Annotated in this window: 9 protein-coding genes and 2 tRNA genes; 7 read left to right on the top strand and 4 right to left on the bottom strand. The window is 37.8% G+C overall.

The window, feature by feature from the left end; all coding sequences use genetic code 11:
* Positions 1-8 precede the first annotated feature (8 nt).
* The 4 genes from PP182_RS03960 to PP182_RS03945 all read left to right on the top strand — a co-directional run bounded on the left by PP182_RS03960 (position 9) and on the right by PP182_RS03945 (position 1690).
* On the top strand, positions 9-953 hold the full coding sequence (locus PP182_RS03960; RefSeq protein ID WP_272650036.1) for a PorP/SprF family type IX secretion system membrane protein: 945 nt from the start codon (positions 9-11) through the stop codon (positions 951-953).
* 50 nt (positions 954-1003) lie between these two features.
* Positions 1004-1375, top strand: a complete 372-nt coding sequence (gene folB / locus PP182_RS03955; RefSeq protein ID WP_272650035.1) for a dihydroneopterin aldolase — start codon at positions 1004-1006, stop codon at positions 1373-1375.
* Between the two features lie 46 nt (positions 1376-1421).
* A tRNA-Cys gene (locus PP182_RS03950) sits at positions 1422-1492 on the top strand.
* 127 nt (positions 1493-1619) lie between these two features.
* Positions 1620-1690: transfer RNA gene (locus PP182_RS03945), tRNA-Cys, on the top strand.
* A gap of 29 nt (positions 1691-1719) precedes the next feature.
* On the opposite strand, the gene PP182_RS03940 is transcribed toward PP182_RS03945, so the two are convergent.
* Both PP182_RS03940 and PP182_RS03935 read right to left on the bottom strand, forming a co-directional pair.
* On the bottom strand, positions 1720-2118 hold the full coding sequence (locus PP182_RS03940; RefSeq protein WP_272650034.1) for a DoxX family protein: 399 nt from the start codon (positions 2116-2118) through the stop codon (positions 1720-1722).
* A gap of 3 nt (positions 2119-2121) precedes the next feature.
* Complete coding sequence (locus PP182_RS03935) at positions 2122-3282, bottom strand: DNA polymerase III subunit (protein WP_272650033.1); 1161 nt, start codon at positions 3280-3282, stop codon at positions 2122-2124.
* A 114-nt stretch (positions 3283-3396) separates the two neighbouring features.
* On the opposite strand from PP182_RS03935, the gene PP182_RS03930 reads away from it, so the two are divergent.
* From PP182_RS03930 to PP182_RS03920, 3 genes are all read left to right on the top strand, one after another.
* Positions 3397-4587, top strand: a complete 1191-nt coding sequence (locus tag PP182_RS03930; protein ID WP_272650032.1) for a phosphoglycerate kinase — start codon at positions 3397-3399, stop codon at positions 4585-4587.
* Between the two features lie 118 nt (positions 4588-4705).
* Entirely contained in the window at positions 4706-6337 is a 1632-nt protein-coding gene (locus PP182_RS03925; protein WP_272650031.1) for a LysM peptidoglycan-binding domain-containing protein, read from the top strand.
* A gap of 14 nt (positions 6338-6351) precedes the next feature.
* The gene (locus PP182_RS03920; protein WP_272650030.1) at positions 6352-7347 is read left to right on the top strand and encodes a DUF4837 family protein; all 996 of its coding nucleotides are present in this window, start codon (positions 6352-6354) and stop codon (positions 7345-7347) included.
* Positions 7348-7461: 114 nt separating this feature from the next.
* On the opposite strand, the gene PP182_RS21020 is transcribed toward PP182_RS03920, so the two are convergent.
* Both PP182_RS21020 and PP182_RS03915 read right to left on the bottom strand, forming a co-directional pair.
* Positions 7462-7638, bottom strand: a complete 177-nt coding sequence (locus tag PP182_RS21020; RefSeq protein ID WP_330097974.1) for a DUF6747 family protein — start codon at positions 7636-7638, stop codon at positions 7462-7464.
* A gap of 262 nt (positions 7639-7900) precedes the next feature.
* Entirely contained in the window at positions 7901-10384 is a 2484-nt protein-coding gene (locus PP182_RS03915) for an OmpA family protein (protein ID WP_272650029.1), read from the bottom strand.
* Positions 10385-10600: the final 216 nt, after the last annotated feature.

The following is a 10600-nucleotide window of genomic DNA, read 5'->3' as shown; positions in this document are numbered from 1 at the left end:
GAATTATTATGCGTAACAGACTATTGACCTTAGCCTTTTTAATAGGTGCCTTTGCAGTAAAGGGTCAGGAGCTAACCATACCGCAATTGTCACAATACTTGGCAGACAACCCATTTGTTATGTCTCCTACTTATGCTGGCATAGGGGACCATGTTAAGATTCGGATAAATGGACTTACACAATGGGTTGGAATAAAGGATGCCCCGGACACACAATCTTTGGCAGCGGATATGCGCATTGGAGAGAAATCAGGTATTGGAGCTATGCTCTATAACGATAGTAACGGGGAAACCAAACAAAGGGGAGCCCGTGTTTCTTTTGCTCACCACTTAACGTTAGACCGGTATGAAGATGAGTTTTTATCCTTCGGGTTATCCTATAACTTTAATCAATTTAGGATTGATATTGAGAATTTCGATTCTTTTGACCCCACCGTCACGGACGATAGAGCAACAACAAACCACAATTTCGACGTGGGTGTATTGTATCGATACGATAAATTTTACATAAGTGCCAATGCGTCAAACTTATTGGACAAGGATTTGAGCAGTTTCAACCCTATTTTTGAGCCGAACAGGTTAAGAAACTATTACCTATATACAGGTTATAGGTACACCAAGAATAGAACCAGTAATTTGGAGATTGAGCCTTCCGTCTTCTTTCAGCTTTTTGAAAGTGATGGCCGTTCAGTAACCGACTTAAACGTAAAATTTAGATGGTACGATTTTGAAGATTACTACTATGCTGGAGTGACCTATAGATTTCTAAACGATCAAATTGGAAACCCACTTTATATTGCCCCAATTGCCGGACTAAAAAAGAGTAATTTCTATTTTGGCTATTCCTATCAAATTATTCTTAATGAGATTTTAGGATATAGTTCAGGTACCCATGTAGTCACATTAGGAGTTGATTTATTCCAGGGAATTAGTAATTGTAGGTGTACCTATTAATAATCCTTATCTTTCTTGTAGTTTTGTTACCTCAACTTATAATTTGAATAATGGGAACAATACGCGTGGACAATATTCGGGTATACTCGTATCACGGATGTCTCTCTGAAGAAACAAAGATTGGCAGTGATTACCTGGTAAACGTTGAGGTCAAGGCCGATATTTTACAAGCATCAAAATCCGATCAGTTAAAGGATACTGTGGATTATGTTTACATCAACCGAATTGTAGAGGAAGAAATGCGAGTTCCTTCAAAACTTTTGGAGCATGTAGCCAAAAGAATAGGAGATAGGATTTTTAAAGAACTACCTATGGTAAAAAAATCAAAAATAAATGTAGCTAAAGTAAATCCACCCATCAATGGCGATGTGGAAAAAGTTTCGGTGAACCTTTCATTTAAACGACAAAAGGATACGCTCTAGTTTTTTGAAATTAAATTTTTCCTTTAGCTTTGCATTTGAATATTATGGCATTGTGGCCGAATGGTTAGGCAAAACCTCGCAAGGGTTTTTATAGTGGTTCGAATCCACTCGATGCCTCTAATTTTTCGAAAACAGAGCTAAATAAAATCCATGACAATTTTGTCATGGATTTTATTTTAAACAAACTTCGTTTCTTTAAAAGGAAAGGATTAATTTTTATTAAATTTGCAATCGATTTCCAAAGGGCATCGTGGCCGAGTGGCTAGGCAGAGCTCTGCAAAAGCTTGTACAGCGGTTCGAATCCGCTCGATGCCTCTAAAAACCTTCCTTCTTTGGAAGGTTTTTTAGTTTTGCAGCAAGAAGATTAAAAAAACGGTAGGAATAAGATAAACCACAATGGTCCTGGCTCCTTCGTAATCCTTTGCTATACGTTGCCCCAATAAAAGCGTCAACAAAGTAATACACCCCAAAATAGCTCCGTAAAACGCAAGAGTAGAGTCTTGATTGGCAAGTATACTGTAAACTCCGAAAATACTCAGTATACCGACCAAAACCTCCATGAAGAGTACAATACTCAATAAAAAAGGAACAATATTCTTGAAGATTGTTTTCGAAAAGTGCCCTATTAACCATTCTATATTCCCTTTCCAATCCAAAACCTTATCCAATCCACTTTGTAAAAAGGTAATTGTCAAGAAAATCAACAATAATATTTCAGTGGCATTTTGTTCAAATAGGTTCATGGTTCAACTTATTTTAGTTGGTTTTTTATGCAAGAGTCGTGTAAGCCTAATGGAAAGGTCGGTAAAAATAATTTTCGCATTTCCATTTCTTTCTATGTGGTAAATAGCATTTTCCAGTTCTTCGGTTATTGTAAGGATATTATTTTCGTGAACGAAAGGCGCAAATTTTTCCAGTTGAAATCCATCGGCATGTATTTTCATGTAGGAAAGCTCATGAACACCATAATTGATCAACATAGCTTGCCGCATCACCATGATACAATAATGAAGAAATTTTTTTTGGGTCTCCCTCCCTGTTTTTGCCAATTCCTCACTCCAAAGTATCAATTCGTGAATTGCGCCCTTGTTCCCTTTTGCTTTAAAGGCACTTCGAACCCATTGAACGAACCATTTTTCGAACACCAAATCTTCGGAATCCTTGTTAAGCAAATCTAGGGCTTTGTTAAAATTCCCGTTGGCCTCATGCGCAATTTGTATCGCTTCTTGTTTGGAGGCTCCCTTGTTTAATAACGCAGTCGCTATATTGTCCTCCGCCAAAGGTGGAAAATGTAAAATTTGACACCGTGAGCGTATGGTTTGTAAAATCTGCTCCTCATCTTGGCACAATAGCAAAAAAACAGTTTTTTCTGGAGGCTCCTCAATCAACTTTAGCAGCTTATTGGATGCTGCTGTGTTCATTTTCTCGGCCATCCATACAATCATTACCTTATACCCCCCTTCATAAGATTTTAGGGATAGTTTTTTCACGATTTCCTTGGCTTCATCGACCCCTATTTGCCCCTGTTTCTTTTCAATGTCAATCAACCTGTACCAATCAAAAAGATTCCCATAAGGCTGATCCTTCATAAAATCTCGCCACTCCTTAATAAAGTGGTCGCTGACTGCATGACTTTTGGCCTGCGCCGTATTGGCAACAGGAAATGCAAAATGAACATCTGGGTGCGTAAAGGAATTGAACTTTAAATTGCAAGTAGTATTGCCTCCTTCATTTTCTCCATTGGCATTACCGCAAATGAGATATTGGGCATAAGCTAGGGACATCGACAAAGTACCGCAACCTTCAGGCCCTACAAATAATTGGGCATGCGGAATTCGTCCAGCATCGGCACTTGAAGTGAGATGTTTTTTTATGTGAGCAAGCCCTAAAACGTCCATAAAAAGCATGGTTTCAAATATAGTTGTTTTTAGGTCATTATAGAATAGTCATAAATTGAACGGTAGTGTTTTAACTCCACCTTTTAATCTTTACATTTGCTTCTTATTTTAAAGCAATAGTTCATGAAAGTAATAGACAATTATAATTTTGAAAATAAAAAGGCGCTAATAAGGGTAGATTTTAATGTTCCCTTAAATAATGATTTTGAAGTCACCGACACCAATAGGATAGAGGCGGCCAAGCCTACCATAATAAAAGTCTTAGAAGACGGAGGGTCAGCAATACTTATGAGTCACTTGGGAAGACCAAAAGGAGAAAGAAACCCTGATATGTCCTTAAAACACATATGTTCAAAAGTTTCGGATATTATTGGAGTGACCGTAAAATTTGTGGATGATTGCATAGGCGAATCCGCAGAAAAGGCTGTAGCCGATTTAAAGAACGGAGAGGTCCTTCTCTTGGAGAACCTGAGATATTATGCGGAAGAGGAAAAAGGGGATGAGGCATTTGCCGAAAAATTATCAAAGCTAGGAGACTTTTATATCAATGATGCTTTTGGAACCGCTCACAGAGCACATGCTTCCACAACGGTTGTGGCAAAGTTTTTTCCTAATGCTAAATGTTTTGGGTATTTATTGGCAAAGGAGATAGACGCTATTGAAAAAGTAATGCAAACTGGGGAAAAGCCAGTATTGGCAATCCTTGGAGGGGCAAAAGTTTCGTCTAAAATTACCATAATTGAAAACATCTTGGATAAGGTAGACGACTTGATTATAGGTGGTGGTATGACCTATACCTTTATAAAGGCACAAGGAGGAAATGTAGGAGATTCTATCTGTGAGGACGACAAAATGGACTTGGCCATGGATATTCTAAAACAGGCAAAGGAAAAGGGAGTAAACGTTCATATTCCCGGAGATGTATTGGCTGCCGACGATTTTTCTGCAGATGCCAATACTAAAGTTGTTGAGGTGGATAAAATACCAAACGGATGGCAAGGATTGGATGCGGGACCAGAAACACTTGAAAATTTTAAAAAAGTCATTCTTGGAGCTAAAACCATACTTTGGAATGGCCCGGTCGGGGTTTTTGAAATGGAAAAGTTTGCCAAGGGAACAATAGCCGTTGGTAATTACATAGATGAAGCAACCCAAAACGGGGCCTTTTCACTCGTAGGAGGGGGAGATTCGGTGGCCGCTGTAAAACAATTCGGCTTTGAGCATAAGGTAAGTTATGTATCTACCGGTGGTGGAGCTATGCTCGAGAGCCTAGAAGGTAAAACACTTCCTGGAATTGCCGCAATAAACGAATAGCCAAGGCGTTATCGATAAACGGGGTTCATCGATATAATCGACATTTTAAGAAATTAAATTTTATTCTAAAGGAAAAATGTACGATTTTCGTTGGTCCCGCTACGAAATTTTACGCCCTATGAACAACTTGAACATCCATAGAATTGTCTTTGTTGTATTTTTTTTGCTGCCATCGCTATTTATGGCACAACAAAAGGATACAACGATAGTCACCAATAATCAAAAAACACCCATAAAGGGGGTAGAGAACGATTCTACCACATTGCAGGCAGAACAGGTTATCGACTTATCGGCCGTAGACTCTATTCCAGATAATGATTTTATCCTTATAAAATCTGATGAGCAAAAAAAGTACGACCTAAAGGATAATCCGCTAGCGGCAAGATACGATAGTCTTTGGATGAAAGAACTTATAGCCAACGCACCTCTTTTCGATGCTATTTATGAGGATGTGACCACGTTAGAACCAGATTCAACCTATGTTCTGGGTTTAAATACGGACACCCTAAAGTTAAGGTTGGAAAAGCTCAACCAGAAAACACCTTTCAATGTGGCGTATAATCCGTCATTGGAAAATGTAATAAAGTCATTTCTTACCAGAAGAAGAGGTCTAATGCAGCGTATGCTTACGGCCAGTCAGTTTTATTTCCCGCTCTTTGAACAACAAATGGACAACCATGGTATACCTTTAGAAATGAAGTATTTGTCCATCGTAGAATCTGCCTTAAATCCTAAAGCGAGATCGAGGGTAGGAGCAACAGGTCTTTGGCAATTCATGTACGGCACAGGTAAGATGTACAAATTGGATGTTACCAGCTATGTGGATGAACGAAGTGACCCCATAAAATCTACCGAGGCAGCTTGTAAATATCTAGCCAGGCTCTATAATATTTTTGGGGATTGGGATTTGGCCCTTGCGGCCTACAATTCCGGTCCTGGAAATGTAAATAAGGCAATAAGGCGATCCGGAGGATATAAGAATTACTGGAATATAAGGAGAAACCTCCCAAGAGAAACCGCAGGCTACGTACCTGCCTTTTTGGCAACGATGTACATTTTTGAATATGCGGAAGAACACGGGTTAAAAGGAAAAAAGGTGGATAGACCTTATTTTGAAACCGACACCGTACATGTTAAGAATCTGATAACTTTTGACCAGATTTCTGAATTGGTGGGGATTGGTAAGGAAGAACTGAAAATTTTAAACCCATCTTATAAGTTAAACGCCATACCTTTTGTAGAAGGTAAAAACTACACCTTAAGGCTTCCGGTTAGTCACATGGGCAAATTTGTAGCAAACGAAACGGCTATTTATGCGCATGTGGAGAAAGAACTTAAAAGCAAAGAAAGTCCTTTGCCACAGTTAGTAAAACAAGCACAAGAGGAACGTATACGCTATAGGGTTCGTAGCGGAGATTACCTAGGTAAAATTGCGGAACGCTATGGTGTTGGGGTAAGTCAGATAAAACGATGGAATGGCTTAAGGAGCAATGATTTAAGAATAGGACAGCGATTGACCATTTTTCCAAGAAGAAATTCAGTAGCTTCGGTTAAACCAAAAGGCACCCCATCCAAATCGACTATTTCCAGTAATACTAAAGTCCATGAAGTCCGCAGCGGAGACTCCCTTTGGACCATTTCCAAAAAATATCCGGGAGTTAGTATTGAAAATTTACGAGAATGGAACGGTATTAGTGGTAACAATCTAAAACCGGGCACAAAATTGAAATTGTGTGATTGTTCTTCGTAAATTATAAATAGAAAATGAAAAAATTAAGCACACTTCTCCTATTAACTTTAGTTTTTATTGTTTCCTGTAAGGAAGGGAAAAAAAAGGATTATTTACCGGAATCTATCGGCGCCTATAATACACTAACCGTAGTCGTTGACAATGAATTATGGAAAGGTGAAGTTGGGGATAACATAAGGAGACATTTTGCTGCTCCCGCCCTTGGACTATCATGGGATGAAGCACAATTTAGCATTACCCAAATACCCCATCAGGTCTTTTCGGGTTCAGTGAGAAATACAAGGGCTGTTCTATATGTAATGGAAGATACCTTGGACATTGCACATATGAAAAGTGACATGTATGCCAAACCTCAGCTCATCGGGGTGATTAAGGGCAGGAGCAAAGAAGAAATAATAGAAAACCTGGATGAAAAGGCCCCTGAATTCAAGGAAGAATTCAAAGCATTGGAGTTACAAGAGGCACAAAGGAGATTTGTTAAATCCTTAAGTAAGGAAAAGGCATTACAGGAAAGACTTGGAATAACGTTAAATGTACCTTCAATATATAAAGTGGGAAGGGAGGAAGACAACTTTGTATGGATTGACAGACAAATCCAGAAGGGTAATATGAACATTATTGCGTATAGTGTTCCTTGGAATACCTTTAAGAACGATTCTACTTTTGTTCAGGATATTGTCAATATGAGGGACTCTATTGGTCAGTTGTATATACCCGGTGAGGATATTCCTGGTAAAGACAATCATATGATTACGGAAAAGGCATTTTCACCATACGTGTTCCCGGCAGAAATAGCCGGAAGAAAGGCTGCAGAAGTAAGAGGAAGATGGGAAATGTCCGAATATCCAATGGCGGGACCATTTTTGACGTATATCATTAATGATGAACCCAATAATAGAAAGTTGGTTTTGGAAGGATTTACTTTTGCCCCAGCTACCCAAAAGAGAGACTTTATGTTTGAGCTGGAAGCGATATTAAAAACGGTTAGATTTAATGATAAGGAGAATTAATTAGACAGACAATCAACTCAAGAAACAAAAAAGGCCTAAGAATACTTCTTAGGCCTTTTACATTTTATAAATTCATTGAAAACATAAGTAGTTTATCAATCCGGGGGATATATTTTATATATTACTAAATGCGAACCCGGTAGAAATTCTGAAAATAAGTGCGTAAGCCGCTATCAACAGCAAGGCAAAACACAACCAGGAAAAAATCTTGAAATAATTTTCTAGAATTAGGATTTTCCAATTTCTAAATGCTTCAAGATAAATTTCCTTAAGAAGTAAAAATTTCCCCATAATTATATTTTTATTGTTAGTGGAACAAACTTCTAAAACTATTTGCAAAACACTAAAAAGATTAGACCAACGGAAGAAATATTCTTTTAAAAAGGAGGTATATTTTACAATATCCATATAAAGTAATTATCGTCGACGAACGGAAGTCTTGCTTAGTATTGTCCTTAAAACCTAAATAGTAAACTAAGAAAAGGGAATAAAAAAGGGGAAGCTCATTAATAAGCTTCCCCTTTTGGTTGATTAAATTTACTGAGCCATATTTTTACATGTCCACTATGATAAACTCTGACCTACGGTTTAAATAGTGCTTTTGTTCCGTACAACGAACGCTGCCATTACAATTATTCAATAACTTTTCTTCACCATATCCAATGGCACTTTGAATTCTTTCCGCAGCTACACCTTGGGAAATGATATATTCACGTGTTGATTTTGCCCTTTTATCGGAGAGGTACTTGTTATAGACCTTGCTACCCCTGGAATCCGTATGGGATTCAATCTTAATAACCATGTTGGGATATTCTTTCATTACATTGACCAACTTGTCCAGTTCCTTCGAGGCATCCTGTCGTATGTCGTATTTGTCGAAGTTAAAATGAATCATTTCCGTCTTAAGCTTTCGAATACCATTTTCTACAGCAATCATCTCCTTAAGTTTCCTCATTTGTATGTCAACATTTATAGTGTCATTATCCACTGTAGTAATTTCCTTTTCATCATCAAAATATGATCCTTTGGTAGATTTAAGGGTATATTTAGTATTGGCATCCAAATCTTCAAAGATGAAACTTCCATCTTCTTCTGTCTCGATTTCTTTAAGCTTTATGTTATTTTCATCCAACAAGGTAACGAGCGCTTTCGGCATGATATCCCCGGTAATCAATTCTGTTACCACGCCGGCTATCACATTATTAATGGCCGGAACCTCTTCTATTTTTAAGGTCTTGAAAGAATAGATGTCATCAAACCCTTTTCCACCCCCTCTATTTGAAGCAAAAAAGCCCATTTTACTTTCTTCCTTAATAATAAAGGAGAAATCATCCTTGTTGCTGTTAATAGGTTTACCAAGGTTCTTAACCTTTAAAAATCCACCCTCTTTGTCAAAGGGTGCTTCATAGACATCTAACCCACCCATTCCAACATAACCATTGGAGGAGAAATATAGTTTTTCATTATTAACAAAAGGGAACATTTCTTTTTTCTCGGTATTTATTCCGGGGCCTAAGTTTCGAGGTTCGGAGAATGACCCATCTTCCATTCTATCTACCACAAAAATATCCGTTTCACCAATGCTGCCCGGCATATCCGACACGAAGTACAATTTTTTGCCATCCGGACTTATTGCGGGGTGACCCGTGGAGTAGGAGTCGCTATTGAAGGAAACTTCTTTTGCCTCCGTCCATTCACCATCTATTTTTTCGGACCTGTATATTTTTAAGTTGTTTATGCCATTTTTGTCCCTTTTCAGCTTTTTTCCATAATTATTTCGGGTAAAGAACATGGTTTTGTTGTCGGGAGTAAAGGCGACTGAAGCCTCGTGGTACTTTGTATTTATTTTTTTTGAAAACTTTACCGCGTCCTTAAGTTCTTGTGACTCCTCGTTTAACTTGGCGGTGTACAAATCTAAGTAAGGTTGGTTGTTCCATTTGTACCGTCTGGTATTAAATACGGAAGAATCCATGGAAGAAGCAAATACGACTTCACCCTCATTGTAGAAAGCAGGAGAAAATTCAGAATATTTGGTATTTATACTTATATTTTTTACGTCAAATTTGTCGGTCATGCTTAGTAAGCGATCCAACATTATCTCTCTTTGCTCCGGACTCAGGTCGGCGTTCCCAAGTTGTGCTGAGTTCTTTTTAGTATAAAGGCGCATAAGACGTTTGGATCGACCATATTTACCGGTTCCTTTTAAGGAGTGCGCATACTTAAATATATTATCTGAGGACATTTCGGCACTATAGTTTTCATACATAATGTTATACCACTTGTATGCCTGCTCCATATTGGTATTGAAATAATAGGCATCTCCAATTTTTTGCAATACTTCATAGGAATAGTTGTCCTTATTCTTGTTAAGGGCCATTTCGTAAAGCTTGGCTGCCTCAGCATACCACATCTTATCGAAATATTCGTCAGCACGCTTTATTAACTGGGTTTTATTGGGTTTTGTGTTTATTTGTTTCTTGTCTAGGGAAGTCATTTGCAAATTCGAATCTTCATTTACGCTTTTACTTTCTTGAAGCATATCATAGGTCACCTCTTCTAATGCTATTTCTTTTATAGGTGAACTATTATTCTCAACATTCAGAATCCAGGTTTCTTTGTCATATTTACCATTAAAACCTGTATTATAGTCGGCGATGGCTTTTTGCCAATTGTCGTAGCGATTTAGATATAAGTAGTATAACTTGTTCTCGGGGTTTTGAATGTATCCGGAATCAAACCCTTTACGGTTTAACTGTCTAACTTGCCTATTTAATTTGTTGGATTTGCTAAAAACACCGGAAACAACGTAATAGCCTTCCATTGCCCCTTCGATATTGGTTAGTGTTCTTTGAGGAATATTATTGGACTTTGAAGCTTCTTGGAACCCCCTATCAGTATTTCCGCTTTGGTTATACGATATACTGTTCTGTGCGTCAATGGGCGATTTATCATTATCAGAAGTTAAATCACCTTGAAAGTCCTGGGAAACTACTGCAATGGATAAAAGAAAAATCCCAATGGATAATATATTTTTCATGTTTATAAAAATCGTATTGTCGACAATCGTCCACTATCTTGTTGAATAACAGATTAAAGGAAGATTTATTTTCGAAAATAGATGTAAAGAAGAATATGTTTTATTTTTTGTTGTGAAAGGTAGTTTTTTTGTCGTGTAGAGTTTGATATAGTGGGGATTCAAAAAAATTAACACAAGAATTTTCACAATGAAAAAACGCTAACCTCATGAGGTTAG

This window comes from Maribacter sp. PR1 (genome assembly GCF_028464145.1).
Lineage (GTDB): Bacteria > Bacteroidota > Bacteroidia > Flavobacteriales > Flavobacteriaceae > Maribacter.
This window is presented reverse-complemented; position numbering and strand designations above follow the sequence as displayed.